We start from the raw sequence: 25,557 nt of genomic DNA on the forward strand, positions 1-25,557 counted from the left end.
TTCTCGGGCTTTAGCGCGGAGCCATGCGAATGGCGCCATCGAGCCTGATGGTCTCGCCGTTGAGCATGGGGTTGCTGATGATGTGCTGGGCCAGGGAGGCGTATTCCTCCGGGACTCCGAGCCGGCTCGGGTGGGGGATGCTCTGGGCCAGCGAGTCGCGGACGTTTTCCGGCAGGCGCGCCAGGATCGGCGTATCGAAGAGGCCCGGGGCGATGGTCGTGACACGGATGTGCTTGCTGGCGAGGTCTCGGGCCGCCACCAGGGTCATCCCGACGATGCCCGCCTTGGCCGAGGCATAAGGGATCTGGCCGATCTGGCCCTCGTAGGCGGCCACGGAGGCGGTCAGGATGCACACGCCGCGTTCGCCGTCGACGTCCTCGTTTTTCGCCATGCGTGCCGCGGCCAGCCGCAGCACGTTGAACGTTCCAATGAGGTTGGTCCGCACGACGGCCTCGTAGGCTTCGAGGGAGCCCGGGTTGCCGTCGCGGTCGACCAGGCGCACTGCGCCGCCGCGGCCGGCGCAGTGCACCAGGGCGCGCAGCGGCGCCAGGTTCTCGGCGGCGTCCAGGGCCTCGTTGACGCTGTCCGGATCCGTGACGTCGGCGGCCACGAAGGTGGCCCCAAGCTCGGCGGCGACCTGCGCGCCGGCGGAGGAGGGCAGATCGAGGATGACGACCTTGGCGCCCTCTCCGGTAAGGCGGCGGACCGTTGCCGCCCCGAGCCCGGAGGCGCCTCCGGTGACGATCGCGGATGCTCCGTTGATATCCATGGCTTTTCTCCTGCCGGGTTGTTAGAGACGTTCGATGATGGTCGCGTTGGCCATGCCGCCGGCTTCGCACATGAGCTGAAGTCCGTAGCGTTGCCCGTTGTCCTCCAGCGCGTGCAGCATTGTGGTGAGCAGCCGCGTTCCCGAGGCGCCGAGAGGGTGGCCGAGGGCAATGGCGCCTCCGCGCGGGTTGATCTTTTCGATGTCGGCGTTGAAATGGCTCTGCCAGGCGAGCGGAACCGGCGCGAAGGCCTCGTTGATCTCGATATGGTCCATCCGGTCCAGCGTCATGCCCGAACGGGACAGGATCTTTTCCGTTGCCGGAATGGGTGCGGTGAGCATCAGCAGCGGGTCGTCCCCGACCGCGCTCATGGCATGGACCCGTGCGCGGGGCGCGAGGCCCAGTGCGCGCGCCTTGCGCTCGCTTACCATCAGGACCACGGTGGCCGAGTCCGCCAGCTGGGACGAGTTCCCGGCGGTGACGGACCAGTTGACCTGGGGGAAGCGCGCACCGAGCTCCGGGCTCTCGAAGACGGGCTTGAGTCCCGCGAGGCGTTCGGCGGTGGTGTCCGGCCGGGGAGTCTCGTCGCGGGTGACGAGGGTGCCGTCCGGGGCTTGCGCCGGGACGATTTCCCGTTCGAAGAATCCGGCCGAGGCATGCGCGAGCCGGTGGGACCGGGCGGCGTACTCGTCCTGGGCCTCGCGGCTGATTCCGTACTTGGCCGCCACCAGCTCGGCCGCGACGCCTTGGGAAACCAGGCCCGGGGCAAAGCGGGCGGTGACCGTGGGCCCGAAGGGATCGGCGCCGGCCCGCGCCGAGCCCATGGGCACCCGGCTCATGGACTCGATGCCGCCGGCAATGACCATGTCGTAGGCTCCGGCCAGGATTCCCTGTGCGGCAAAATGGATCGCCTGTTGGGACGAGCCGCACTTGCGGTCGATCGTGGCCGAGGGGACATGGGCGGGATATCCTGCGGCCAGCCAGGCCATGCGCCCGGGTGTGGCGGATTGCTCCCCGGTTTGCGAGACGCAGCCGACGAGCACGTCATCGACGGCTCCGGGGTCGATTCCGGTGCGCTCGACCAGCGCGGCCAGCGCTTGGGCGAGCAGGTCCACCGGGTGGATTTCGGCGAGTGCTCCGCCGGCGCGCCCCCGTCCCGTGGGAGTGCGCAGCGCGTCGACGATCAGGGCTTCAGCAGTCATGGGTCAACCTCCTTCCTATTGCTTATCATGATTGTCATGGTGGGGGCAATGGGAATTGATCGTTGGCGCTACCGGGCGGCGTCCGAAAAGACTGGAGGGTGCTGAGTAAAGCGCGCTTGGGGGCTGCGGTGCCGAGATGGATCCGCCGCGACGCTGGCCCTATTCCATACAAATGGTTATAATGAAATTGCTGACTCTCTCCCGGATTCAGGCCCTCTCCCGTGTTTGGGGGTTCTGCGGAGAGGCAGGCCGAAATGCTTCGCTATTCATCAGGGCGGTCAAGGAAAACCAAGGAGCGGCACATGGGAGAAAAAATGTCGATCGAGGACCGGATCCGGCGGCTGGAAGATCGGGCGGCGATCCAGGAGCTCGCTGTCCTGTACGGGTTCATCATGGATGAGCGCGACGAGGCCGGGATCCGCCAGATCTTCGCCACGGACGCCACACTGCGCTCGCAGGACGGCGTGTTTGCCGCCACCGGCATCGAGGAGATCGTCCAGACGTACCTGGGGCGCTTCGCCGCTCTCGGCCCCACGAACCACTACAGCCACGGACACGTCGTGCGCTTCGACGACGCCGACCCGGACACCGCGACCGGCCTGCTGGCCTCTCACGCCGAGGTGGCCCGCAACGGCGTCGCCATGCAGGTTGCCCTGAGGTACAAGGACACCTATCGTCGCGTGAACGGCAAATGGCAGTTCGCCGACCGGCTGATGTCCTACATGTACTACCTGCCGGCAACCGAATACGCCGAGGGCCTTGCCGACCGCAACAGCGTGCGCGCCTACGGCGACCACCGTCCGGCGGACTGGCCCGAGTCACTCTACTCGGAGAGCGGCAGCGACTGGCTCAAGGCTTATCTCTGAGACCGCTGGGGGTTCGCTGATGGGAGCAGGGCCCGTGGCGGAAGCCGCCACGGGCCCTGCTTCCGCCGGAGCGTTCCGGAACAGCTATCGGATGGTCCAGGAAATCGGTGTATCCAACAGTTCCGGATACTTTCGCTCCGCGTAGCGTGCGTACGCGGAGATGTGCTCGTGCATGGCCGCGGCGGAAGCGGCGGGATCACGCGCGGCGATCGCCTCGTAGATGTTGGAGTGGGCCTCGTACACAGCGGTCCGCCGGTGCTCCGGATAGTCGATGCCAATGGCGCTTCCATCGAGCATTCCCAGGAGCGACTCCACCAGGTAGCCGAACATGGCATTGCCCGAGCCGTGGGCGATGATGTCGTGGAAACGCTTGTTCATCTCCAGGAACTCGGACTCGTCGCCGATCTGCTCGCCCATATGCTCCACGCTGTGCTTGAGCTCGGTAAGCTGCTGTTCGCTCATTCGGGACGCGGCCAGTTGGGCCATCATCGGTTCCAGGCCCGCCCGGGACTCCGCGATGGTGCGGAACGGGGCGTTCTCAAACTGCAGCAGCAGCGTCAGCGCGGTGGCCAGGCCGCTCCCGTCGGGTTGCTGGACCACCGGACCGCCGCCCGGGCCCGGCTTGAGGGCAATGACGCCTTGGAGTTCCAGGAAGCGCAGCGACTCGCGCAGCGTTCCCCGCCCGATCTGGTAATTTTCCAGCATGGCCCGCTCCGGCGGGAGGCGGTCGCCGACGGTGTTGCCGCGGCGCTGGATGTCCGCGACGATCCGCTGGGCGACCAGCACGGCCGTCTTTTGGGGACGCATCGATGGCTGGGTCATGGACATCAGGCCCCGGTGAGTACGCCGTCGGCGGCGAGCCGCCGCAGGGTGCCGGCTGCGAAGCCGAGGTCGGCGAGGACCGCCTCGGTGTGTTCGCCGACTTCCGGGACGCCGTGGTAGGTCGGCTCGGCGGAGCCGGCCACGTGGAGAATCGGCCCGGTCATCATCGCGTTGCCGAGGATGGTCCCGGACAGGTTGACCAAGGTGCGTTCCAGGAAGTGCGGATCCTGGACGATGTCGCTGGAGTCGTTCACCGGCGCGGCGACCACCTCGTAGTCCTCCAGGGTGTCCAGGACCTTGTGGCGCGGCATCGAGCCGACCCAGGCCTTGACGATCTCCTGCAGGTCGGCATTGTTCTGCATGCGGGCCGCGTTGGTGGCGTAGCGCTCGTCCGTCTTCAGCTCCGGCCGGCCCATCGCGTCGAACAGCCGCATGGCGATGGTCTGGGCCGAGGCCGCGATGGAGAGCCACCCGCCGTCCTTGGCCTGGTAGATCCCCCGGGGCGACGCGGAGCCGGACGTATTGCCCACCCGGGTCATGACGGTTCCGGTGGAGGTGTAGTTCAGCAGGGCGTCGCCGAGGATGAACATCAAGGGCTCGTACAAGGCAACGTCCACTTCCGAGCCCACGCCGCTGACTTCGCGCCGGAACAACGCCATGGCGGTGCCGAAGGCCGCCGAGATGCCGGCGATCGAATCGGCGAAACCGAACGGCGGGGCCGTGGGCGGGGTGTCCGGCCACCCGTTGAGGAAGGCGTAGCCGCTGGCCGTCTCGGCGACGGTGCCGAATCCCGGCCTGCTGCTGTAGGGCCCGCTCTGGCCGAAGCCGCTGACCCGGGTCAGCACCAGGCCGGGGTTGGCCTTGGACAGGACGTCGTAGCCCATGCCCCAGGCCTCGAGGCGTCCCGGGCGAAAGGATTCGATGACCACGTCGGCGCGGCGGATGAGCTCAAGCGCCACTTCCCTCCCTTCGGGCTGGCGCAGGTCGATGCCCACAGACCGCTTCCCTGAGTTCAGGCGTGCGAATCCCAATGCCAGCCCGTCCTTTTGCGGTTGCCACTGCCTGGCCATGTCCCCGCTGACGGGGTCTTCGACCTTGATGACCTCGGCGCCGAAATCGCGCAGCATGCGTCCGGCGGTGGGGGCGGCATACATGGACCCCAACTCCACAACGCGCACGCCCTCAAGCAGGCGCGGGGTTTCCGTCTTAGGCTGATCCATGGCAGCCTCACCCTCTTTCCTTCGCTACAAGCATCATTAAAGTAGTAATAATGATAATGGATTAGGGGGGAGCGGGTTGACAAGTGCTCGATCCCGGCCCGCCGGGGGTGGAGCCTCCGTCGGTAGAGGATTTGGCCAGCGTCCAAAACCAATTGAATGATTATCATAGTATTGTCTTGCTTGGCAGGACGGTGCACCGTCGGCGAGCAAGCGGCTCGGCGTGCGGGAAGCGTCGTCGTGGGCCAGGGGACCACCTATTCAAGGGGAGAGCATGCGTACCGAAATCCCAAACGCTTTCGATCTTAAGGGCCGCGTCGCGCTGGTGACGGGCGGGAGCCGCGGACTGGGAAGGGCCATGGCCCTTGGTCTGGCGCGCGCGGGTGCCGACATCATCGTCGCCAGCCGCAAGGGTGAGGCCTGCGAGGAGTTCGCGCGCGAAATCGAGGCCGAAACCGGGCGGCGGGCCATGGGCTTCGGCGTGCACGTCGGGCGATGGGCCGACCTGGACTCGCTGGTGGACGCCTCCTATGAGCGGTTCGGCAAGGTCGATGTGCTGGTCAACAATGCGGGCATGTCCCCGCTCTACGATTCCGTCGACACGCTGAGCGAGGAGCTCTTCGACAAAGTGCTTGACGTCAACCTCAAGGGCCCGTTCCGCCTTTCGGCCCTCGTCGGCACCCGGATGGCGGCCGGCGATGGCGGCTCCATCATCAACATCTCAAGCGCGGCCGCCGTTCATCCCAAGCCGCACGTGCTGCCGTACGCCGCGGCCAAGGCCGGCCTGAACGCCCTCACCATCGGACTGGCCCACAGCTTCGGTCCCACTGTCCGCGTCAATGCCATCATGGCGGGCACCTTCCTGACCGACGTCAGCAAGGCCTGGGATGAGGAGGCTTTTGCCCGACGGGCGCAGGCGTTCGCCCTGCGGCGCGGTGGCCAGCCCGAGGAGATCGTTGGCACGGCTCTCTATCTGGCCAGCGACGCGTCCAGCTACACCACCGGCGCGATCATTGCCGTGGACGGTGGCCAGCCCTAGGGCCTGGGTCCGGGGGGTTCATGGCCCGTCCATCAAAAATAATCTATGGTCATGATATGCATGTTTCTGCTACGGTGTTCACATCACGGCCACAGGTTTCGGGCCTGACTCACCGAAAGCTGCCGGGGCCTTGGATCCATGTGGGAAACGGGCGCAAGCAAAGGAGTTAAGTAATGAAGATCGTCGTGCTTATGAAGCAGGTGCCGGACACCTACGGCGAGCGTCGGCTCGACACGCAAACCGGACGGGTGGACCGGGGATCGAGCGAAGCCATTGTCGACGAGATCAGCGAACGCGCACTCGAGGTCGCGCTCAGGTACAAGGACTCCCACAAGGGAACCCACGTCACGGTGCTCACCATGGGGCCGGCTTCCGCCAACGCAGCGCTGCGCAAGGGCCTGTCCATGGGTGCCGACGCAGCTATCCACGTGCTCGACGACGCACTCGTCGGGGCCGACATGGGCCAGACCGCCGCGGTCCTGGCCGCCGCGCTCCCGCGCAACGAGTACGACCTCGTGATCGCCGGCAACGAATCGACGGACGGCCGGGGCGGCGCCGTTCCGGCGATGCTGGCCGAGCACCTGAACCTCCCGCACCTCAGCTTCCTCGATTCGGTCGAGCTCTCGGTCGGGGAAGTCTCGGGGGAGCGCGTCAGCGAATACGGAAGCCTGGACGTGCGCGCACCCCTGCCCGCGGTCGTCTCGATCACCGAGCGCGCGGCCGAAGCCCGCTTCCCGAACTTCAAGGGCATCATGACCGCAAAGCGGAAGCCGCTGAGCGTTGTTTCGCTGGCCGAGCTCGGACTGGGGCCGGCCGAAGCGCTGGCCGGGGCCCGCTCGGTGGTCCTTTGCGCCAGCGCGCGCCCGGCACGCGCTGCCGGAACCAAGATCGTCGACGAGGGGAATGCGGGAGAGCAGCTCGCCGAATTCCTGGCCGCCAACCGCCTGATCTAACGGAGGAACCGAACATGTCCAACGTACTCGCACTCATCGAGACCTCGGCTGCCGGCGAAATCCGCAGCACCGCCGCCTCGCTCCTTGCCGCCGCAGCCCGGCTCGGCACTCCCGTGGCCGTTGTGGCCGCGGCGCCGGGCTCCGCTGCCGGGCTGGCGGAGCAGCTGGGTTCGCTCGGCGCCGCCCAGGTCTACCTTGCCGAAAGCGACCAGGTGGGCCGGCTGCTTGCCACGCCACAGGTCGAAGCGCTCGCCGCCGCGGCGGCGGAGCTGGAACCGGCCGCCATCCTGACGGTGAACTCGGTTGAAGGCCGCGACGTGGCCGGCCGGCTCGCCGTGCGCCTGCGCGCCGGGCTGATCACCGACGCCGTGGACCTGCGCCCCAGCGACACGGGCTGGGTGGCTGTCCATTCGGTCTTTGGCGGCGCCTACACCGTCGAATCCACCATTGAGGGAGGACCGGCCGTAATCACTGTCCGCCCCGGGGCGGTCGAGGACCGCGCACCCGCGCAGGCCGCCACCCTCACCACCGTCCCGCTGGGCACCTCCGCCAGCGCGGCCGCCGTCATCGACGGGATCCGGGACACCGTGGCCACCTCGAGCCGCCCCGAACTGCGCGGGGCCGAGAAGGTGGTTTCCGGCGGCCGGGGCCTGGGCTCGAAGGAGAACTTCGTGCTCGTCGAACAGCTCGCGGACTCGCTCGGGGCTGCGGTGGGGGCCTCACGCGCCGCCGTCGACGCCGGCTACGTGCCGCAGACGTTCCAGGTCGGGCAAACCGGCACCTCCGTGTCCCCCCAGCTCTACATCGCCCTCGGCATTTCCGGGGCCATCCAGCACCGGGCCGGAATGCAAACGTCCAAGACCATCGTCGCGATCAACAAGGACCCGGACTCGCCGATCTTCGACATCGCCGACTTCGGCGTCGTCGGGGACGTCTTCGCCGTCGTGCCGCAGCTGGTCAAAGCCATCGAGGCCCGAGCCAGCTAGTTCGCCGTCCCCGGCCGGACACCGTCCGGTCGGGGACAAAGCCCCCAGCATCACCGTTCCAACAGGCCACCGGACGGGAACCGTCCATTCCAGGGAGACACGTAGCCCCATGTCCACATCGACTCCGACGAAAACCACGGCTGCCAAAGGCAAGTGGTCCAAACTGGTTTGGATCCTGCCCCTCGCTCTCGTAATCCTCCTTGCCGTCGTCCTTGCAGCCAAAGGCCTCCGCGAAATCCCTGCCGTCCAGTCCTTTTTGGCGGACTATCCCGGCGAATCCGAGTTGCCGCACGGAGCTCCCGTTGGGTTCCCCGCGTGGCTGGCCTGGCAGCACTTCCTGAACGCCCTGCTGATGCTTCTGATCATCCGCAGCGGCTGGCTTGTCAGGACCACCACACGGCCGCCGGCCTACTGGACCCGCAACAACAAGGGACTGGTCCGCACCAAGAACCCGCCCACGAAGATGAGCCTGCACCTCTGGCTCCACCTCAGCCTGGACGCGCTGTGGATCCTGAACGGCGCCGTCTTCTTTGCCCTCATCTTTGCCACCGGGCAATGGATGCGGATCGTGCCGCAGAGCTGGGATGTCTTCCCCAACGCGCTCTCGGCGGCGCTGCAATACGCGTCGCTGGACTGGCCGCATGAAAACGGATGGGTCAACTACAACAGCCTGCAGGTCCTGGCCTACTTCACCACGGTCTTCATCGCCGCCCCGCTGGCCATCGCCACCGGGCTGCGGATGTCTTCGGCCTGGCCCAAGCACACCGAGAAGCTGAACAGGCTGTACCCGATCGAGGCGGCCCGGGCGGTCCACCTGCCGGTCATGGTCTATTTCGTCGGTTTCATCATTGTCCACGTGACCTTGGTCCTGGCCACCGGTGCGCTGCGCAACCTGAACCACATGTATGCCGCCCGCGACGACGGCGGATGGACCGGTTTCTGGATCTTCGCGGCGTCGCTGGTCGTGATGGTCCTCGGGTGGACCGCCGTCCGGCCGATCCTGCTGCGGCCGATCGCTTCCCTCGCCGGATCGGTCACCCGATAGGCAGCCGCCCCGGGGGGCCGCCCGGACGGTTGGCCTGGAGGCAGGACCAGGCGAAAATGAACTGCTCCCTGAGAGGTGGACTGAAAATTCAGTTCTGACTTTCGGGGAGCAGTTCATGTTTAAAAGCAGTACGTTGTCTGAGGAGCAGCTCCAACAGGCATTGCGGTTGCGTGCGTCCCGAGCAGGGTGGGTTTGTGATCTTTGCAGGCCCGGATCGATGCCCTCGCCTTGGGGGACGGAACGGCGGCCGAGCCGCCGTCGGCCGCTAGGAAACGGCCGACGGGGCGAGGGCGGCCGCTGCTTGGCCGTCGGCGAAGCCCTGGGCGTAGGCTTCGTCGCTGCCGATCCTGAACATGTCCTGTTCGGCGGGGCGGATGAGTGCGCGGGCGGTGGGCGCGGGGTCCGGGCCGTTCAGGCCGTCGAGGACGAGGTGGGCCAGGCCGCGCACGAGGGCGACGGGCCGGCCGGTGGCCTTGCCCTTGACCAGGTCCGCGGCGGCGGCGATCTCGTCGGCGACGGCGGCCGCGGAGGCGGAGAGCAGGTTGCCGTGGGTGTCGCGGGTGCCCCGGTAGTCGTCCAGGACGCGCAGGCCGGAGGCCCCGATCGCGGCGTCGGTCTGGCCCTCGCGCCAGGGCCGGCCCAGGGTGTCGCTGAGGATGACTCCCAGCGCCACGCCGAACCGGGCGCGCAGGGCGGCGCAGAGGCGTCGGGCGGAGGCGTCGGGGTCTTCGGGCAGCAGCAGGATGGTGCCTTCGGGGGTGTTGCTGTTGTCCACCCCCGCCGCGGCCAGGACCAGTCCCTGGCGGTTTTCGACAATGCGGGTGGTGCCCCCGGGATGAGTCCTGCTGGCGACCACGCGCACGGTTTCGGCGGCAATGGCGGCCTCCCTGTCCGCGGCGCGGACGTGGCGGCCCTCGGCCTTGGAGACGATCTTGCTGGTGACCACGATGATGTCGCCCTCGCGGACGCCTTCGGCGGAGGCGTCCAGGGCGTCGCCGAGGATCGTTGCCAGGTGGTCGCCGGGGCCGATTTCGGGGACGCCGGCGAGCGCGGTGACGGAAAGGCTGGGCATGGGCACCTCTTTGCGGTTCAAGTGGCCGTGGCGGCCGGATTGGAGCAGGCTATCCGAGGGTCAGACGGCCGCGGCGGTTGGCACCGAGAGCCGCCGGCCTCTCGTGGCTCGGGAGGATGGCTGCGGCACTGCGGCGCGGGTGTGTTGGCCCACGCCGCGGCGCAAGGCCCAAGCCAGGTCGGCGATGGTATCGACGTCCTGGCGCAGGGTGGAGGTTGCGAGGACGGGCAATGCAGCATGGCCTGCCCGGGTGTGGGCCTCACACGAGTGCGGACCGAACCGCGGCGTGACCGGCACGCCGGGTTGGGCGGTGATCAGGGTGGTGCCGGTGCCGTGACGGTCGGGGACCACACCCAGCGGATGCTCCCGGGCCAACTCGAGGGCGGCAGAGAGGTCGAGCGGCCGCAGGCAGGGAAGGTCCCCGGTCAGGGCGGCGACCGGACCGTCCGGGGCCAGCGACCGTGCCCACTCGATGCCGGCGGTTACGGCGGCGTTCAGTCCCCGTCCCGGGTCGGCCAGCACGGTGGCGTCCGGGATGGCCGTGATCAGGACCGGGTCGGAGGAGACGATCAGGATGTCGCCCGCGTTGTCGGCGGCCCGCACGGCCGTAACGGTGTCACGCAGGAAGGCCAACGCCAGCTGGTGGCGACCTTCGGGGCGCAGCCCCTTGGTTTCTCCGCATGCCTGGCTGAGCCGGCTTTTGGCCGCGGGGCCTCCCTTGAAGGGCACCACGATGGTCCAGGGGGCGGGCAGGGCCGGCACTCGTTCTAGCGGCATGAGAGTGCCCCCTCGGTCCGGGGCGGGGCCGGCCTTTCGAACCCGGGCATGCCGAGGGAGACCGGGAGCGGCCCGGTGGGCACGCGTCCGGCGTCCGCGGCTTCGGGCAGTACCTTGAGGGATTTGCCGGTGGCGCCGTAGCCGAGGCGGGCGTATTGGCGGGCGGTGGCGAGGCGTTCGGCGGTGGGGGTGCCGTAGGTGGTGGTGCGCTGCCAGGGAGTGCGTCCGAGGGCGCGGATCATGTCCTCGAGTTCGGCGACGGTTTTTTCGGAGCCGTTCTCGGCCCCGGCCATGCGGGAGATGGTTTCCTCCATGAGGGTCCCGCCGAGGTCGTCGGCCCCACCGGCAAGCATCAGGGACGTGCCGTGGTTGCCGAGCTTGACCCAAGAGGTTTGGATGTGGTTGATCCGCCCGTGCAGCATCAGGCGGGCGACGGCGTGCACGGCCCGGTTTTCCTGCATCGTGGGGCCCGGCCGGGCGATGCCAGCCAGGTAGACGGGGGCGTTGGTGTGGATGAAGGGCAGCAGCACGAACTCGGTGAAGCCGCCGGTTTCGTCCTGGATCCGGGCCAGGGTGCGCAGGTGCGCCACCCAGTGGGTGGGGTTGTCCACGTGCCCGTACATCATGGTCGCGCTGGAGCGGATGCCGGCCCGGTGGGCGGTGCTGACGATCTCGATCCAGTCCGCGGCCGGCAGCTTGCCCTTGGTCAGGATCCAGCGCACTTCGTCGTCGAGGATTTCCGCGGCCGTGCCCGGAATGGTGTCCAGGCCCGCGGCCTTGGCTTCGGCGAGGAACTCCGCGTAGGACAGGCCGGTGCGCGCGGCGCCGTTGACGATTTCCATCGGGCTGAAGGCGTGCAGGTGGATCCCTGGCTGGCGCTTCTTGACCTCGCGGGCGAGGTCGAAGTAGGCGGTGCCGGGCAAATCCGGGTGGATGCCGCCCTGCATGCAGATCTCGGTCGCGCCGATCGCCCAGGCCTCCTCGACCCGGTCCCCCACCTGGGCCACGGAGAGGGTGTAGGCGTCGGCGTCGGTGCGGCGCTGGGCGAAGGCGCAGAACCGGCAGCCGGTGTAGCAGACGTTGGTGAAGTTGATGTTGCGGTTGACCACGTAGCCCACCTGCTGGCCCACCGCATCTTCCCTGACCAGGTCGGCCAGGTCGGCCAAGGCCTCCAGCTCCGGGCCGTCCGCGCAGAGCAGGGCCAGGTAGTCCGCGTCCGACAGGCCGGCCGGATTCTCCTCGGCCCGGGACAGCGCGGCGCGCACGTCCCGGTTTCCGGCACCGGCCGGGACCGGGGCCCGCCGAGCGGCCTGCTCGGCCAGTTCGACCTGCTCGGCCAGTTCGGCCCAGTCCCCGTAGACGGCGTCGAAGTCCGAGCGCCGGTCCCCCGTGCGCCCGGTCGTGTCGATCTCGGCGTGCAGGTCCACCCTGCCGGTCCCGGCTCCGGCCCAGTCCGGGTCCGGCTCCTGCCAAGGCAGCCCGGACGGCACCCGGCCCTCCACGGCCAGCCCGTCCGGACCTGCCAGGGCGCGCACGTGCGGCAGCACCCGCGGATCGATCCAGGGTTCCTGGGCCAGGACGTAGCGCGGATGGGCGGTCAGCCGCTCACGCAGCACGAACCCGGCCTGGGCGGTCAATCGGGCCAGGTCCTCCAGGTGCGGCCAGGGCCGCTCCGGGTTCACGTGGTCTGGGGTCAGCGGACTGACCCCGCCCCAATCATCGATCCCCGCCCTCACCAGCAGGGACAGCTCGTGCGCGTCGGTCAGGTTCGGCGGGACCTGCACCCGGGCCTTGGGACCCAGCACCAGGCGCGCCACGGCCACCGCGGCCGCGTACTCCTCCGTGGCCAGGTCGGGGGAGCCCATCATGGCGGTGGCGTCCTTGGCCCGGAAATTCTGGACAATCACCTCCTGGATGTGTCCGTGGCGCCGGTCCGCGGCGCGGATCGCGAAGAGGGCCTCGACGCGTTCGGCATACGTTTCCCCGATGCCCAACAGCACCCCGGTGGTGAACGGGACGTTGGACCGGCCCGCGTCCTCCAAAACCCGCAGGCGCACGGCCGGATCCTTGTCCGGGGACCCGAAGTGCGGGCCTCCCTTCTCGGAAAACAGCCGCGTCGCGGTGGTCTCCAGCATCATCCCCATCGAGGGGGCCACCGGCTTCAGGCGCTGGATTTCCTCCCAGGTCATGACCCCCGGATTCAGGTGCGGCAGCAGGCCGGTCTCCTCCAGCACCCGCACGGCCATCGCCCGCACGTAGTCCAGGGTCGAGTCGTAGCCGTGTGCATCCAGCCATTCCCGGGCCGCCGGCCAGCGGTCCTCGGGGCGGTCCCCGAGGGTGAACAGCGCCTCCTTGCACCCGACGGCCGCACCGGCGCGGGCGATCTCCAGGATCTCGTCCGGGGACAGGAACAACCCCTTGCCCGCCTTCTTCAACTGCCCCGGGGTCTGGGTGAACGTGCAGTAGTGGCAGCGGTCCCGGCACAGGTGCGTCACCGGGACGAACACCTTGCGCGAATAGGTGATGATCCCGGGCCGTCCGGCCTGTTCCAGCCCCGCGTCGCGAACCCGTGACGCGGCTGCCAGCAGCCGCTCCAGGTGTCCGCCCCGCGCGTGCAGCAGCGTCTCGGCCTCGGCCGCATTGAGCGTCACGCCGTCCTCGGCCCGGCGCAGGGCCCGGCGCAGGGCGCTCTCGGAGGGAACGAAGGATTCGATGGCAGACAAGGTGGTGCTCCAATCAGGTCAGCGGGTGCGAGGACGTTCCGGGATCAACTTCAGGCGGGGACCGGGTGTCCGGCCAGGGAAAGGGCCTCGGCCGCGAGGGCGGCGGTCAGCGGCACGTCGCTCATCCACAGGGGCACGGCCGCCGCCCGGATCCCGGCCTCGGCCAGCGGGACCAGCGCATCCGCGTCCACGGTGTCCACCAGCCAGCCATCCAGCACTCCGCCGGCGCTCCGGGCACCGTAATGCAGCCCCACCGCGGCGGCGCCGGCCTCCACCCCGATGGCCGCCAGGCACGCCTCCGCCATGCCGCGCACCGCGGACCCGCCAATGATCGGCGAAACGCCAACGACGGGGGCAGTCGTGGCCCGGACCGCGTCGCGAATCCCTGGCACGGCCAGGATGGTGCCCACGGACACCACGGGGTTCGACGGCGGGATGAGCACAACATCGGCCCCCAGGATGGCCTCGGCCACCCCCGGTGCCGCAGTCGCCGCCTCCAGGCCCACCTGCACGAACCCGGCAGCCGGAACCCCCGCGCGGTACCTGACCCACCACTCCTCGAAGTGGACCAGGTCCCCCGCGGCGTGTTCGTCCGCGTCCCCGGCCAGGCGGACGTGGGTCTCCACCGGCTGATCGCTCATTGGCAACAGGCGCACCCCCGGCAGCCAGCGCCGGCACAGAAACTGCGTCGCCTCGCTCAATGTGGCACCCTCCCGCAGCAGTTCCGAGCGCACGATGTGGGTGCCCAAATCCAAATCCCCCAAGGTGAACCAGTCCCAGCCACGCCCGTACGCGGCGATCTCGGCCGAAGCCCGGCGGCTTTCACCCGCCCGTCCCCACCCCTGCTCCTCCTCGATGCTGCCGCCAAGGGTATACATGATCGTGTCCAGGTCCGGGCACACCCTCAACCCGTTCAGCCACATGTCATCCCCGGTGTTCGCGACCACGGTGACCTCCACCGAGGACCCCGCCGGATACCCGACGGCCAGATGGGACAACAAACCACGAGTGAACCGCGCGCCTCCAATGCCGCCCGCTAAAACCGTGATCCTCTTCATTGCGCGGAGCCCTCCTATAGTGCCGTAGATTCCGGTAGGGACCTGAGGCTGCCCCGGCCGCCTTCGGCAAGGAGCCTGCAGGCGCATTTTCACTGGCTGGACCGTCCGAAACTGAGACTCACATTACATTGAAGTTAATCATTGGCATAGTATTTTTTCCGGGCTTCCTCGTCCCTGGCGCGGCCTCCGGGAACCCGTTGTTGCACGAGCTCTATGACAGCTTCGGCGACGTGTTCCACGGAACCAAGATGGCCCAGCGGCTGGACAAGGGGTTCGATGGCTGCCTGGCGGCCGGGCACGAGGACCTGGCCGATGCCATCGAGGCCGGGGACGGCGAGTCGGCGGTGCGCACCGTCATCGAAAACCTCGACTGCTGCATGCGGTGGATGCCCGGCACCTAGTGCGACCCCGGGCCTCCTGCCGGAAGGCGGGGACGCCGGTAATCCGGTGGCCCAGTGCAGGTGCAGGGCCAGCAGGAATCCCTTGTTGGCCTCCAGGACCATGTCCTGGGCTATGCCCTGGCCATGGCCCGATCATGGGTGCGCAGCTGCAGCAGGGCCAGTCCGGTCAACGGCACCTCAAGGCCCAGGCCGGCGGCGGTTTCGGCGAAGTGCCCCAGCAGGTGCTCTCCCTCGTGGGGCAGCCCGGCCGCCACGTCGCGATAGAGCGATGAGGTGAAGACAGAACCCGGCTCGGTGAGCATGCGCACCGTCCCGGCGTGCTCCGCGGCCGTGACTTCATGGCCGGCTGCCGTTGCCACGCGCTCGGTCTCGGCTATGACCCGGTCGATGAAGGGTTGGCCACCGGCGGCAATGATGTCCCCGATGGAACCGCGCATGAGGCAGGTCACCACGCCGGCGGCGGTGATGAAGGCCCACTTCTTCCACATCGCGTCAACGATGTCCGTCCTGAGGGCCAGCTCGTAGCCCGGAACCTCGAGCTCCTCCCGGAGCGACTCCAGCCTTCCGGTTGCCACCCCGTCCTGCGGGCCAAAATCCATGGCCGCCATCGGCTTGAGCTGCTGGATCGCTCCCGCAGCGGTAACGGTGGTGACCACCCGCACCAGGCCGCCAAGCACCCGTTCGGCCCCGAACCGGAGGTTGAGTTCGGGCAGGTGTGCCATTCCGTTGAGGAAAGGCAGGACCAACGTGTCGGGCCCTGCCGCGGGAGCAACCTGCTCAAGGACCGGGGCCAGGGCCCCGGCTTTGACCGCGATGATCACCAGGTCGTAGGGGCCCGTGAGGTGCTCGGGCGTCACCGTGCGGACGGCGATCGTTTCCTGCCCCCCGAGGCCGATCAGCTTCAATCCGTCGCGCAGCTGCTCCGCCCGCCGGGACCTGACCAAAAACGTCACATCCCGGCCGGCCTGGCTAAGGCGGGCCCCAAAGTACCCGCCCGTGGCACCTGCCCCTGCAACCAGAATTTTCACGACTCCCCGCTCTCCAACCGTCCGGGCCGGTCCCAATATATCCGGACAGCGCGGTGCCCGCCCGAAGCCCGCCGGCGGGGGCCTCAAAGGTGGTTCAGTCCCTCCGTGAGCACCGACCGGAGGATGGACTCGATCTGGTCGAACTCCTTCTGGCCGATGGTCAGTGGCGGGGCCAGTTGGACCACGGGGTCGCCGCGGTCGTCCGCCCGGCAGTACAGCCCGGCGTCGAACAGCGCCCCGGACAGGTACCCGCGCAGCAGGTGCTCCGACTCCTCCTCCGTGAACGTCTCCTTGGTGGCTTTGTCCTTGACCAGTTCGATCCCGTAAAAATAGCCCTCCCCGCGCACATCGCCCACGATCGGCAGGTCCAGCAGTCGCTCCAGCGTGGAGCGGAAGGCCGGGGCGTTCTCCTTGACGTGCCGGTTCAGGCCCTCGCGTTCGAAAATGTCCAGGTTGGCCATGGCGACGGCGGCGGACACCGGGTGGCCGCCGAACGTATAGCCGTGGTAGAACGTGGTGTCCCCGCGGCTGAAGGGCTCGAACAGCCGGTCGGAGGCGATCATCGCGCCGAGGGGCGAGTAGCCGCTGGTCAGGCCCTTGGCGCAGGTGATGATGTCCGGAACGTAGCCGAAGTCATCGCACGCGAACATCGAGCCGATCCGTCCGAACGCGCAGATGACCTCGTCGGAGACCAGCAGGACGTCGTACTCGTCGCAGATTTCCCGGACCCTCTGGAAGTACCCCGGCGGCGGCGGGAAGCAGCCGCCGGAGTTCTGCACCGGTTCCAGGAACACCGCGGCGACCGACTCGGGCCCCTCGAACTCGATCGCCTCCCGGATGCGCTCGGCAGCCCAGAGCCCGAACTCCTTCTCGTTTCCCGCGTGTTCCTGCGGCGCCCGGTAGAAGTTGGTGTTGGGAACCCGGAAGGTGCCCGGCACCAGCGGCTCGAACGGGGTCTTCATCCCGGGGATCGAGGTGATGGACAGGGCGCCCTGAGGGGTGCCGTGGTAGGCGACCGCGCGGGAGATCACCTTGGTTTTGCCCGGCTTGCCGGTGAGCTTGAAGTACTGCTTCGCCAGTTTCCAGGCGGACTCGACGGCTTCACCGCCCCCGGTGGTGAAGAAGACCCGGTTCAGGTCCCCGGGGGCGTAGTGGGCCAGCCGCTCGGCCAGGTCGATCGCCGGCTCGTGCGCGTAGGACCACAGCGGCATGAAGGGGAGCTTCTCCGCCTGCCTGGCCGCGGCCTCGGCAAGTTCGGCGCGGCCGTGGCCCACCTGGACCACGAAGAGCCCGGAGAGCCCGTCGATATAGCCCTTTCCGGCGTCGTCGTAGATCATGTGGCCCTCGCCCCGGGTGATCACCGGCACCGTGCCGCCGCCGGTCAGGGTGGAGTGGCGGGCCATGTGCATCCAGAGGTGGTCGCGGGCAGCCTGCTGGCGGTCGGTGCCGCGGGGAGTGGTGCTGGTGCTTGTCATCGGGTACCCCAGTTGTATTCCTGTTTGCGGAGGGAGAGGTATAGGAGTGATTCGGTCTCGCGCACGCCCTCTATCTCGCGGACGGCGTTAACGATGCGGAGCAGTTCCTGGTCGTCGGCGCAGACCACCTCGGCCAGGACGTCGAAGGATCCGGCGGTCACCACGCAGTAGTCCACCTCCGGCAGGGCCGCGATCCGGTCCGCCGTGGCCACCATGTCCCCGGTGGTGCGGATTCCCAGCATGGCCTGCCGGTGGAAGCCCAACTGCAGGGGATCGGTGACCGCCACAACCTGCATGGTCCTGCTGTCGATCAGCTTCTGGACCCGCTGGCGCACCGCCGCCTCGCTGAGGCCGACAGCCTTGCCGATGGCCGCGTACGACCTCCGGCCATCGGCCTGGAGCTGTTCGATGATGGCCTTGCTGGTCGCATCCATGGCGGCTCCGTTGCTGGGTTGGGAATGGGGCGGTGGGGCCACCGGGCACCGGCCTTTCGGGAAGCGTTGGAAGCTGGCGGAAGGGCTTCCGCCCTGTCAGCCACCGAGCCTAGCTCTAAAGAATTAGTTGTGGAAGAACCACTGGGCAACCGATTTCGCGACGAAACAAAATTTTTACAACTCAAACTATTGTCCGCGGATTGGATCACCTGCCATGATCCAAACCAGTTAGGTTCAAGCAGCCCGCGAGCCAGGACCCATTCCGCGCGCAGGTGGCCATCCCCGAGGAGACCACATATGAGAGCTCAGCCCCGCACCGACCGCCTCAACGACCCCGCGCTGCGCGCACTCGTGAGGGCGCAGTCCGCGACCCGGCAGGCCGCCGCCCAGCCGACCCGGCGCGCCCTGCTGCGCGGGGCGGGGGGCCTGGGGCTGGCCGGGCTGCTGGCCGCCTGCGGCACCGGTGGCACCGGCGGCGGGGGCCAAAGTGCCGCGGCCCCGAGCCCGGCGGCGGACATTTCCGACACGGACAAGGCCGTGAACTGGGCCAACTGGACGCTCTACCTGGACTATGACGACAAGACCGGCACCTACCCCACCCTGGTGGAGTTCGAGAAGCAAACCGGCATCCGGGCCAACTACGCCGAGGACATCGACGGCAACGACAGCTACTACGGCAAGATCCAGGCCCAGCTCTCCGCCGGGCAGGACATTGGCCAGGACATCATCACCCTCACTGACCCGATGGCCGGCCGCATCATCCGGCAGGGATACACCCAGGAACTCAACCACGCGAACATCCCGAACCTGGCGAACCTGCTGCCCTCGCTTCGGGACGTCGGGTTCGATCCGGGCCGCCGCCACTCGCTGACCTGGCAGTCCGGCTTCGCCGGCATTGCCTGGAACAAGGAGGCCGTACCCGGAGGGCTGCGGAGCGTGGAGGACCTTTGGAAGCCGGAACTGAAGGGCCGCGTCGAGGTGCTCGACGAGTGGCGCGACACGGTGGGGCTGATCATGATGCAGAACGGCGTGGACATCTCCGGGAACTGGACCTCCGACGACTTCGACGCCGCCCTGGCCACCCTCGAGGAGCAGATTGCCTCCGGCCAGATCCGCCAGGTCAAGGGCAACTCCTACAAAGAGGACCTGGTCAGTGGCGACGCGCTCGCCGTCGTGTGCTGGTCCGGGGACATCACGCAACTGAACTTTGAGAACGGCGACAAGTGGGAGTTCGTCATCCCCGAGGCCGGGGGCACCCTGTGGAGCGACAACATGATGGTTCCCATCGGCTCCCCGCGCAAGGCCAACGCGGAGAAGCTGATGAACTACTACTACGAGCCGGAGGTGGCTGCGGCCGTGGCCGCCTACGTGAACTACATCTGCCCGGTGGACGGGGCCCGCGAGGCGATGGAAAAGATCGACCCCTCGCTCGTGGACAACCCGCTGATTTTCCCCTCCTCCGAGGACCTGGCGCGCACCAAGGTCTTCCGCACGCTGACCGCCGAGGAGGAAACGGACTACGGATCCCGCTTCCAGCAGGCGATCGGAGCCTGATCCGATGGCGCTCCAGGCAGAGGAGGCGGTCCGGAACGGTACCGCGGAAGGCCATGGCCTGGTCCTGGCCGGCGTTACCAAGCGCTTTGCGGACTTCACCGCCGTCGACGACCTGTCCCTGACCGTTCCGGCGGGATCGTTCTTCGCGCTGCTGGGCCCCTCGGGCTGCGGCAAAACCACGACCCTGCGCATGGTCGCCGGCCTGGAGCAGCCGACGTCCGGGACCATCGGCATCGGTGGCCGCGACGTCACGGCCCTGCCCCCGTACCGCCGCCAGGTGAACACGGTCTTCCAGTCCTACGCGCTGTTTCCGCACATGTCGGTCCTCGACAACGTGGCCTTCGGACTGAAGCAGCGCCGCGTGCGCGACGCCCGGGCCCAGGCGAAGGCCGCGCTGGCCATGGTCGAGCTGGAACACCTGGGGGCGCGCAAGCCGGCCCAGCTTTCCGGCGGCCAGCAACAGCGCGTCGCCCTCGCCCGCGCGCTGGTCAACCGGCCGGCGGTGCTGCTGCTGGACGAACCGCTCGGGGCCCTGGACATGAAGCTGCGCCGGCAGATGCAGGTGGAGCTCAAGGCCATCCAGACCGAGGTCGGCCTCACCTTCATCCACGTGACCCACGACCAGGAGGAAGCCATGACGATGGCGGACACCGTTGCGGTCATGAACCAGGGCAGGGTGGAGCAGATGGGACCTCCCCGGCAGCTCTACGAGCTGCCCCGGACCGCGTTCGTGGCCAACTTCCTGGGCAGGTCGAACCTGATGAGGGGTCGCGTCGCCGAGGACCTGGGGCAGGGCCTGGGGGTTGATGTCGCGGGCACCCGGGTGGTCCTGCCCAAGGCACGGGCCACTGAGCACCACGGATCCGTCGTGGTCGGGGTGCGTCCCGAAAAGGTGCGCATCCAGCGGATGGATGCCCCGTTCACCGCCACCGCCAACCAACTCGCCGGCACGGTCGTGGACGCGTCCTTCACGGGGGTGAGCACCGAGTACCTGGTGGACATCCCCGGCGTCGGGCTCATGGGCACCTTTTCACAGAACCTGGGCCAGGACCCGGCTTCGCCGGGGGAGAAGGTCCGCCTGCTGTGGGAGCCGGACTACTCGTTCGGGCTGGCCGGCGGCGAGGACACCGGCGCGGGCGGGGTCCGTCCGTGACCGCGGCCCCCGGCCTGCGGGGACGGCACGACGCCGGCCGCGGACGCGCGCCGGAGGGCGGGCCCAATCCGGAGGAAGCCGCCGCGGACAAGAAGCGCGGACGGATTGGGCAGCTCCTGGTCCTGCCGGGATTCACGTTCCTGCTGCTGTTCTTCGCCGCGCCGGTGGTGGTCCTGCTGGCCATGTCCCTCTACACCAAGGCGCCCGGCGCGGAGATCGGGCAGTTCGAGCCGGCGCTTCAGTTCTCCAACTATGCGGTGGTGCTGCGGGAGTACTGGGACGTGCTGGTGCGCTCCTTCGCGTTCGCCCTGGCCGCCACCCTGGCCGCGCTGCTGATCGGCTACCCGATGGCCTACCTGGTGGCGGTGCGCCTTCGCGCCCACCGGCTGCTCCAGGGGATTCTCCTGGTCCTGCTGATCGCTCCGTTCTTCTCCAGCTTCATCCTGCGCACCCAGGCGTGGAAGCAGATCCTGGCCGACGAGGGGCCCGTGGTCGGGGTGCTGCGGGCCCTCGCGGTCCTGCCCGAGGACGGCCGGCTCACCGCGACCGCCTTCGCCGTCGTCTGCGGCCTGACCTACAACTTCCTGCCCTTCATGACCCTGCCCATCTATGCGAGCCTGGAGCGCCTGGACACCCGGCTGCTGGAGGCGTCCGGGGACCTGTATGCCAGCCCGATGCGAACCTTCCGGCAGGTGACGCTGCCGCTGTCCATGCCCGGGGTGTTTGCCGGAACGCTGCTGACCTTCATTCCGGCATCGGGCGACTACGTCAACGCCGCGCTGCTGGGCAACAACCGGGACACCACCATGATCGGCCAGGTGATCGACTCCCGCTTCTTCCGCGTGGTGGACTACCCCGGGGCGGCGGCACTGAGCTTCATCCTCATGGTGGCCATCCTGGTCCTGGTGATGGCCTATATCCGGCGCTTCGGCGCCAGGAACCTGTTTTAGGGGCATGGCATGAGACAGAGAATCGGGCGGTGGATCATCCCCGTCTTCGGCGGGCTCGCCTTCGTGTACCTGCTGGTGCCGATCGCCTACATCTTCGCGTTTTCCTTCAACGACGCCGGCCGCACCAACCTGGTGTGGCGCGGATTCACGCTGGCGAACTGGCTGGATCCCTGCGGGGCCCCACAGGTGTGCCAGTCGCTGGTGAATTCCCTGCAGGTCAGTGTGGCCGCCACGCTGGCCGCCACGGTGCTGGGAACGGCGATCGCGCTGGGGCTGGTGCGCTACCGGTTCCGGTTCCGGAATACCGCGGACCTGCTGATCATCCTGCCCCTGGCCACTCCGGAAGTGGTGCTCGGAGCCTCGCTGCTGGCCCAGTTCCTGAACCTGGGCTGGAACCTTGGCTTCGCCACCGTGGTGATCGCCCACACCGTTTTCTGCATGGCGTTCGTGGTGGTGACGGTCCGCGCCCGCGTGGCCGGGCTGGATCCGAAGCTGGAGGAAGCCGCCAGCGACCTCTACGCCTCCCCCCTGGCCACCTTTCGGAAGGTCACCCTGCCGCTGCTGCTGCCGGGCATTGTTGCCGCCGCGCTGCTTTCCTTCGCGATGAGCTTCGACGACTTCATCATCACCAACTTCAACTCCGGCAGCTTCGACACTTTCCCGAAGTTCATTTACGTCGCCGCCACGCGGGGCATCCCTGCCCAGGCGAACGTCATCGGTTCGTCCATGTTCCTGCTGGCCCTGTGCGTCGTCGTCACCGGCCAGGTCATCTCCTACCGCAAGCGCAAGGCACTGGCGGCCCGCTGAGTCCGGGGGTACGGCCCGGCCCGGCACCGTCCGCCGGGCCGGGCCGTGCCGCCCTGCGAAAAGGCCGCCCTGTGAAAAGATGGTCCCCATGACCGAACCCCGTTGGCTCTCCCCGTTGGAACGCGATGCCTGGCTGGCGCTGCTGGCCGTGGCGACCCGACTGCCGAGCCGACTGGACAGCGAACTGCACAAGCAGGCCCGCATCACGCTGTTCGACTACAACGTCCTGGCCATGCTCTCCGAGACCGAGGGGCGCCTGCTGCCGATGAGCGAACTGGCCTCCCGCACCAATTCGTCCCTGTCCCGGTTGAGCCACGTGGTGAAGAAGCTGGAGGGTCGCGGCTGGCTGGAACGGTACCAAAGCGGGGCGGACGCCCGGGTCACCATGGCCCACCTGACGGACGAGGGCATGGACATGCTGGCCGGGCTGGCCCCCGAGCATGTGGAATCCGTGCGCCGCATCATCTTCGACGGACTCACCGAGCGCGACATCGACGACCTGGCCCGGATCGGGCGCAAGATCACAGCCGAGATCGATCCGGAGCACTGGATCCTCCGCGGCTGAAGCCCCGTGTCCAAGCCCCGTGCCCCAGGGCCGTGCCCCAGCGCCGGGTCCGGCACCTGGTGCCGGACCCGGTACCAGGACCCGGTACCTTACGGGGCTTCGCCGATCTCCAGCTGGAAGCCGCTGTACCGCGGGGAATACAGGTCCTGCGGTGCCAGGGTCCTGCTCCTGAAGAAGTTGGACTGCGCGGAATCGGGTGGGGAAACCTCCACGGTGGAGGTCGGCGCCGGGGCGGGAGTTGAGACCTTTGGCAGGGGAGCCGGCAGGTCCTGGACCGCGCCGGAGCCGTCCGCCCCATCGGCCCCGTCCTGACCCGCGCGGGAGCCATCGTCCGCCGGACGGGGACTGCTGGTGCGGGCGGGTTGGGTGGGATCGGGCAGGCTGACCGAAACGTCGGCTGACGGCTGGTTGGTCTTTGCCGGCTCCGTGGAAGGCGCCACGGGATTGCCCGCCTTAGGCGCGGTGGTCGTCGGCGCGGCGCCATCGGGCGCGGACTGCTTCGCGCCCTCCGCGGGAGGGGCCTCCGCTCCGGCCTCTTCTCCGGCCTCCGCTCCGTCGCCCGCGCCGTCCGGTTCCTCGGTGTCCGGGGTCTCCGAGGCAGGCGCTCCGGCCGGGTCGGAGGCCGGCGACGGCGTCCCCCCGCCGGCCGGATGTGTTGGCTGCGGGGCCGGGTCCTCCGCAGCGGGCACCGGGATCACCTCGGAAACCGCGTCGGTGGCCCCGGAAGGCAACGGGAGGGTGCCGGTTGCCGCAAAGGCGACCCCCGCCACCAGCACACCGGCGGCTCCGGCCAGCGCCGCCGAGGGAAGAAGGCGCCGCCGCATCCTGACCTTGCGCGTCATCCGGGGGCTGGGGGAGGCGCGGGGCGGTGTGCCGCCGGCATCGGTTCGAAGGGCGGGGATGGATTGCGTGGGGAGGTCGGGAGAGTGCTGGGCAGGCACCGGGCTCCCGGGACCCTCCACTGCGGCCGCGCGGGGCTCCGCAGCGTCCGCGGAAGCGGCGGCGGAGGTGGCGCTGAAGGGGGTGGTGCTGACGGGTGCCGCACTGATGGGCGTCGCATTCAAGGACAGGGCGCCGGGGGGTGCCGTCTCCGTTGCGGCCAGGTCGGAGAGGGCGACGACGGTGGGCCCGGCTCCGCTGGGCGAACGGTCAACCGCGGCAGTCGGGTCGGGGGCGGCACCTTCCGCCGCTTGGCCCGCTGCAGAGACGCCCGCCGCGGAGCCGGCCGCCTCGGGGCTGGCAAATCCGGGGCGGGTCGGTCCGGAATCCGCCCGTTGGGCCAACAGTGCTGAACCGTCGATCAGCGGCAGCAGGGACGCAGCCCCGGCACCCAGGAACAGCGGAGCCACGACCGTGCGCAGGCCCGCGCCGAGGTCCCCGATTACCGCCAGCGCCGCGTCGCATCGGGTGCAGTTTCCCAGGTGCTCTTCGAACTTGAGCATGGCACGCGGGCCCAACGCCCCGTCCAAGTGGTCGCCCAGGCGGTGGCACTGCTCCGCGAATTCGCCCGCGGCCGCCGCGCCGTGGGCCTCCAGGTAGGCTGCCCGCAACCCCTCGCGGGCCTCCGCGGCCGCCTCGACCACGGCCTCGACGCCGAGGCCCAGTCCGTGGGCCGCCTCGGCAGCCGGGGCGTTTTCCACCTCAAGGAGCCACAGGATGTCCTGGCAGTGCCCGGGCAGGGCCTTGAAGGTTTCGGCAAGGAGCCCGGACCCGCGCTGCTCCATGACCGGGTCCGCGTCGCGGTCGCCCTGTTCGAAGAGCGCCGCAGCGCCGGCGGCCCGGGGCAGGGACTCGTGGCGGTTGGCGGCGAAGGCCTTGCGGCTGGCCAGGCAGGCCAGCCAGGGCCGGGGGGCATCGCCGCAGCTGCTGCCCTGGCGGATCAACTCCAGCAGGTCGGCCAGGGCATCCACGGCCACGTCTTCGGCGAGGGAACGGTTCCCCAGCCGGGCTTCGGCGATGCGTACGGCGGCACCGTAGTGGCGGGCGTAGAAGACCGCGATGGCGTCGGGGGCTCCGCCGTCCGCTGCCGACCCGCCGGCTCCCGCAGCGCTGTCTCCGGCGCGGATGGCGGCCGCCAGGTCCGCGTCGGGGAGGCCTGTGAATGCGTTGGTCGATGAAGTGTCCATCAGTCTCCTGGTCGAATCACCCTGGGCCCGCCAGGGGCAGGCGGCTTGCTCCTTCTGCGCAGCAAGCCGCGCTTATATTCCCTGCCGGGGTCCGCGGCAACGGTAAGCGCGTGTCTTTATTAAACCGTTATAGTCTAACGGATGTGGCCGGAGGGGGCACAGCGGTACTGGTCCGCCCGGGGATGGCGCAAGGCGGGTCGGGGTCCGGCCCGAGCCCCCGGCGGGCCGGTTTGGGTTAAAGTACCGCGGTGCCCTAGGATAGTAGGGCGTTAAGTCACGCCTGCCCGAGTGGCGGGCGTGGCTGCCCGTAAAACCGAATATCGCGGTCCAACCGAGTGGGGAAAAACGCTCAACCGGGCGCGAGGTTCACCGTCTTTTCGCGTGCTAAAGGCGCTTCGGTTGGTTCTCACCCAGCCTGGTTCCCTTCGTTAAGTCGCAGTAATAACGGTGTCACAACTGGTGGCGGGACTCTTGAACGCGGATGCAGAAGCAGCTCAGCGCTGCATCTGCGACGAGTACCGCCAATATTTACTACTA

23 protein-coding genes are annotated in these 25,557 nt (G+C 68.7%); 11 read left to right on the forward strand and 12 right to left on the reverse strand.

All coding sequences use genetic code 11. From position 1 onward, the window contains the following. Positions 1–10: 10 nt before the first annotated feature. Together NCCP_RS04070 and NCCP_RS04075 are read right to left on the reverse strand one after the other, a co-directional pair. A complete protein-coding gene (locus NCCP_RS04070) occupies positions 11–769 on the reverse strand; it encodes an SDR family NAD(P)-dependent oxidoreductase (RefSeq protein ID WP_149955966.1) in 759 nt (252 codons plus the stop codon). A 21-nt stretch (positions 770–790) separates the two neighbouring features. After that, complete coding sequence (locus NCCP_RS04075) at positions 791–1,969, reverse strand: thiolase family protein (protein ID WP_149955967.1); 1,179 nt, start codon at positions 1,967–1,969, stop codon at positions 791–793. A gap of 302 nt (positions 1,970–2,271) precedes the next feature. On the opposite strand from NCCP_RS04075, the gene NCCP_RS04080 reads away from it, so the two are divergent. Continuing rightward, on the forward strand, positions 2,272–2,835 hold the full coding sequence (locus tag NCCP_RS04080) for a nuclear transport factor 2 family protein (RefSeq protein WP_149955968.1): 564 nt from the start codon (positions 2,272–2,274) through the stop codon (positions 2,833–2,835). A gap of 84 nt (positions 2,836–2,919) precedes the next feature. Here the strand turns inward: NCCP_RS04080 and NCCP_RS04085 are convergent, their stop codons facing one another. After that, a complete protein-coding gene (locus NCCP_RS04085) occupies positions 2,920–3,663 on the reverse strand; it encodes a FadR/GntR family transcriptional regulator (protein ID WP_149955969.1) in 744 nt (247 codons plus the stop codon). Next, entirely contained in the window at positions 3,663–4,877 is a 1,215-nt protein-coding gene (locus NCCP_RS04090; protein ID WP_149955970.1) for a CaiB/BaiF CoA transferase family protein, read from the reverse strand. Before NCCP_RS04090 ends, NCCP_RS04085 begins: the two co-directional genes overlap by 1 nt. 271 nt (positions 4,878–5,148) lie before the next feature. Here NCCP_RS04090 and NCCP_RS04095 point away from each other — a divergent pair, with 271 nt between their 5' ends. The 4 genes from NCCP_RS04095 to NCCP_RS04110 all read left to right on the forward strand — a co-directional run bounded on the left by NCCP_RS04095 (position 5,149) and on the right by NCCP_RS04110 (position 8,897). After that, a complete protein-coding gene (locus NCCP_RS04095; protein WP_149955971.1) occupies positions 5,149–5,913 on the forward strand; it encodes an SDR family NAD(P)-dependent oxidoreductase in 765 nt (254 codons plus the stop codon). Between the two features lie 173 nt (positions 5,914–6,086). Then, the gene (locus NCCP_RS04100) at positions 6,087–6,866 is read left to right on the forward strand and encodes an electron transfer flavoprotein subunit beta/FixA family protein (RefSeq protein WP_149955972.1); all 780 of its coding nucleotides are present in this window, start codon (positions 6,087–6,089) and stop codon (positions 6,864–6,866) included. Positions 6,867–6,880: 14 nt separating this feature from the next. Further along, positions 6,881–7,852 carry an electron transfer flavoprotein subunit alpha/FixB family protein gene (locus NCCP_RS04105; protein ID WP_149955973.1) on the forward strand — a complete coding sequence of 324 codons (972 nt, stop codon included), beginning with the start codon at positions 6,881–6,883 and terminating at the stop codon, positions 7,850–7,852. 109 nt (positions 7,853–7,961) lie between these two features. Then, the gene (locus NCCP_RS04110) at positions 7,962–8,897 is read left to right on the forward strand and encodes a cytochrome b/b6 domain-containing protein (protein ID WP_149955974.1); all 936 of its coding nucleotides are present in this window, start codon (positions 7,962–7,964) and stop codon (positions 8,895–8,897) included. 265 nt (positions 8,898–9,162) lie between these two features. Here the strand turns inward: NCCP_RS04110 and NCCP_RS04115 are convergent, their stop codons facing one another. The 4 genes from NCCP_RS04115 to cofD are packed head-to-tail and all read right to left on the reverse strand — an operon-like array spanning position 9,163 to position 14,527. After that, positions 9,163–9,969: a coenzyme F420-0:L-glutamate ligase gene (locus NCCP_RS04115; protein WP_172627289.1), complete on the reverse strand. Its 807-nt coding sequence runs from the start codon at positions 9,967–9,969 to the stop codon at positions 9,163–9,165. Positions 9,970–10,029: 60 nt separating this feature from the next. Further along, positions 10,030–10,746 (reverse strand): 2-phospho-L-lactate guanylyltransferase, encoded by a 717-nt coding sequence (cofC, locus tag NCCP_RS04120; protein ID WP_149955976.1) that lies wholly within the window; start codon positions 10,744–10,746, stop codon positions 10,030–10,032. Further along, complete coding sequence (locus NCCP_RS04125) at positions 10,737–13,469, reverse strand: bifunctional FO biosynthesis protein CofGH (RefSeq protein WP_149955977.1); 2,733 nt, start codon at positions 13,467–13,469, stop codon at positions 10,737–10,739. The genes cofC and NCCP_RS04125 overlap by 10 nt, the downstream gene beginning before the upstream one ends. Positions 13,470–13,519: 50 nt before the next feature. Next, complete coding sequence (cofD, locus tag NCCP_RS04130; protein WP_149955978.1) at positions 13,520–14,527, reverse strand: 2-phospho-L-lactate transferase; 1,008 nt, start codon at positions 14,525–14,527, stop codon at positions 13,520–13,522. Positions 14,528–14,655: 128 nt separating this feature from the next. Between cofD and NCCP_RS04135 the strand changes: the two genes are divergently transcribed. After that, positions 14,656–14,928, forward strand: coding sequence for an FCD domain-containing protein (locus tag NCCP_RS04135; protein ID WP_225873669.1), 273 nt, complete (start codon positions 14,656–14,658; stop codon positions 14,926–14,928). Positions 14,929–15,038: 110 nt separating this feature from the next. Here NCCP_RS04135 and NCCP_RS04140 read toward each other — a convergent pair whose 3' ends face one another. The 3 genes from NCCP_RS04140 to NCCP_RS04150 form a co-directional block, all read right to left on the reverse strand. Beyond that, positions 15,039–15,956: a ketopantoate reductase family protein gene (locus NCCP_RS04140; protein WP_149955980.1), complete on the reverse strand. Its 918-nt coding sequence runs from the start codon at positions 15,954–15,956 to the stop codon at positions 15,039–15,041. A gap of 83 nt (positions 15,957–16,039) precedes the next feature. Further along, positions 16,040–17,431, reverse strand: a complete 1,392-nt coding sequence (locus NCCP_RS04145) for an aspartate aminotransferase family protein (protein WP_149955981.1) — start codon at positions 17,429–17,431, stop codon at positions 16,040–16,042. Further along, positions 17,428–17,865: an Lrp/AsnC family transcriptional regulator gene (locus tag NCCP_RS04150; RefSeq protein ID WP_149955982.1), complete on the reverse strand. Its 438-nt coding sequence runs from the start codon at positions 17,863–17,865 to the stop codon at positions 17,428–17,430. The genes NCCP_RS04145 and NCCP_RS04150 overlap by 4 nt, the downstream gene beginning before the upstream one ends. 297 nt (positions 17,866–18,162) lie before the next feature. On the opposite strand from NCCP_RS04150, the gene NCCP_RS04155 reads away from it, so the two are divergent. The 5 genes from NCCP_RS04155 to NCCP_RS04175 all read left to right on the forward strand — a co-directional run bounded on the left by NCCP_RS04155 (position 18,163) and on the right by NCCP_RS04175 (position 22,894). Continuing rightward, positions 18,163–19,419, forward strand: coding sequence for a polyamine ABC transporter substrate-binding protein (locus NCCP_RS04155; RefSeq protein ID WP_149955983.1), 1,257 nt, complete (start codon positions 18,163–18,165; stop codon positions 19,417–19,419). A 4-nt stretch (positions 19,420–19,423) separates the two neighbouring features. Next, on the forward strand, positions 19,424–20,572 hold the full coding sequence (locus tag NCCP_RS04160) for an ABC transporter ATP-binding protein (protein WP_149955984.1): 1,149 nt from the start codon (positions 19,424–19,426) through the stop codon (positions 20,570–20,572). After that, a complete protein-coding gene (locus tag NCCP_RS04165; protein ID WP_414727700.1) occupies positions 20,569–21,522 on the forward strand; it encodes an ABC transporter permease in 954 nt (317 codons plus the stop codon). Before NCCP_RS04160 ends, NCCP_RS04165 begins: the two co-directional genes overlap by 4 nt. A gap of 9 nt (positions 21,523–21,531) precedes the next feature. Further along, the gene (locus NCCP_RS04170) at positions 21,532–22,329 is read left to right on the forward strand and encodes an ABC transporter permease (protein WP_149955985.1); all 798 of its coding nucleotides are present in this window, start codon (positions 21,532–21,534) and stop codon (positions 22,327–22,329) included. Between the two features lie 88 nt (positions 22,330–22,417). Beyond that, on the forward strand, positions 22,418–22,894 hold the full coding sequence (locus NCCP_RS04175; RefSeq protein WP_149955986.1) for a MarR family winged helix-turn-helix transcriptional regulator: 477 nt from the start codon (positions 22,418–22,420) through the stop codon (positions 22,892–22,894). Positions 22,895–22,983: 89 nt separating this feature from the next. Here the strand turns inward: NCCP_RS04175 and NCCP_RS04180 are convergent, their stop codons facing one another. Then, on the reverse strand, positions 22,984–25,020 hold the full coding sequence (locus NCCP_RS04180; RefSeq protein WP_149955987.1) for a zf-HC2 domain-containing protein: 2,037 nt from the start codon (positions 25,018–25,020) through the stop codon (positions 22,984–22,986). Positions 25,021–25,557 lie beyond the last annotated feature (537 nt).

Source organism: Zafaria cholistanensis (assembly GCF_008580665.1).
In the GTDB taxonomy this organism is placed as follows: Bacteria; Actinomycetota; Actinomycetes; order Actinomycetales; family Micrococcaceae; genus Zafaria; species Zafaria cholistanensis.

Coding starts and splice junctions, on each gene's coding strand:
- NCCP_RS04070 (WP_149955966.1), bottom strand. CDS start 769: ATGGATATCAACGGAGCATCCGCGATCGTCACCGGAGGCGCCTCCGGG.
- NCCP_RS04075 (WP_149955967.1), bottom strand. CDS start 1,969: ATGACTGCTGAAGCCCTGATCGTCGACGCGCTGCGCACTCCCACGGGA.
- NCCP_RS04080 (WP_149955968.1), top strand. CDS start 2,272: ATGGGAGAAAAAATGTCGATCGAGGACCGGATCCGGCGGCTGGAAGAT.
- NCCP_RS04085 (WP_149955969.1), bottom strand. CDS start 3,663: ATGTCCATGACCCAGCCATCGATGCGTCCCCAAAAGACGGCCGTGCTG.
- NCCP_RS04090 (WP_149955970.1), bottom strand. CDS start 4,877: ATGGATCAGCCTAAGACGGAAACCCCGCGCCTGCTTGAGGGCGTGCGC.
- NCCP_RS04095 (WP_149955971.1), top strand. CDS start 5,149: ATGCGTACCGAAATCCCAAACGCTTTCGATCTTAAGGGCCGCGTCGCG.
- NCCP_RS04100 (WP_149955972.1), top strand. CDS start 6,087: ATGAAGATCGTCGTGCTTATGAAGCAGGTGCCGGACACCTACGGCGAG.
- NCCP_RS04105 (WP_149955973.1), top strand. CDS start 6,881: ATGTCCAACGTACTCGCACTCATCGAGACCTCGGCTGCCGGCGAAATC.
- NCCP_RS04110 (WP_149955974.1), top strand. CDS start 7,962: ATGTCCACATCGACTCCGACGAAAACCACGGCTGCCAAAGGCAAGTGG.
- NCCP_RS04115 (WP_172627289.1), bottom strand. CDS start 9,969: ATGCCCAGCCTTTCCGTCACCGCGCTCGCCGGCGTCCCCGAAATCGGC.
- cofC (WP_149955976.1), bottom strand. CDS start 10,746: ATGCCGCTAGAACGAGTGCCGGCCCTGCCCGCCCCCTGGACCATCGTG.
- cofD (WP_149955978.1), bottom strand. CDS start 14,527: ATGAAGAGGATCACGGTTTTAGCGGGCGGCATTGGAGGCGCGCGGTTC.
- NCCP_RS04145 (WP_149955981.1), bottom strand. CDS start 17,431: ATGACAAGCACCAGCACCACTCCCCGCGGCACCGACCGCCAGCAGGCT.
- NCCP_RS04150 (WP_149955982.1), bottom strand. CDS start 17,865: ATGGATGCGACCAGCAAGGCCATCATCGAACAGCTCCAGGCCGATGGC.
- NCCP_RS04155 (WP_149955983.1), top strand. CDS start 18,163: ATGAGAGCTCAGCCCCGCACCGACCGCCTCAACGACCCCGCGCTGCGC.
- NCCP_RS04160 (WP_149955984.1), top strand. CDS start 19,424: ATGGCGCTCCAGGCAGAGGAGGCGGTCCGGAACGGTACCGCGGAAGGC.
- NCCP_RS04170 (WP_149955985.1), top strand. CDS start 21,532: ATGAGACAGAGAATCGGGCGGTGGATCATCCCCGTCTTCGGCGGGCTC.
- NCCP_RS04175 (WP_149955986.1), top strand. CDS start 22,418: ATGACCGAACCCCGTTGGCTCTCCCCGTTGGAACGCGATGCCTGGCTG.
- NCCP_RS04180 (WP_149955987.1), bottom strand. CDS start 25,020: ATGGACACTTCATCGACCAACGCATTCACAGGCCTCCCCGACGCGGAC.